The following is a 323-nucleotide window of genomic DNA, read 5'->3' on the forward strand; positions in this document are numbered from 1 at the left end:
GGGCGACGAAGAAATAGAGAAGCGGCCCCTTGTTGACTGTCAGGGCCCAGATGGAGGCGGCACCGATGGCGAAGAGACCCGCCACGACCACCTTGACGTTCCCCTTGTCGGCAAAGCGTCCGCCCACGAGAATGCCGATCGCGGCCCCGACATTGAGCATGATCGAGAAGCTGAGTGCCGAGCTGATATCGTAGCCCATCTTGTTCATGATGGTGGGCAGCCAGTTGACCATGCCGAAGGTCAAGAGCAGCGAGCAAAAGTGAATGCCCCAGGCATTCAGTGTCGAAAGCAGCCGGCCTTCCGAAAACAGGGCGCTCACGCCG

At 60.1% G+C, this 323-nt stretch carries 1 pseudogene; it reads right to left on the reverse strand.

What is annotated here, in order from left to right:
• Window positions 1-323 (reverse strand): annotated as a pseudogene (locus tag SB816_RS30555) (hypothetical protein); the annotation flags it as partial.

Source organism: Achromobacter sp. SIMBA_011, assembly GCF_046535435.1.
Lineage (GTDB): Bacteria > Pseudomonadota > Gammaproteobacteria > Burkholderiales > Burkholderiaceae_B > Achromobacter > Achromobacter dolens.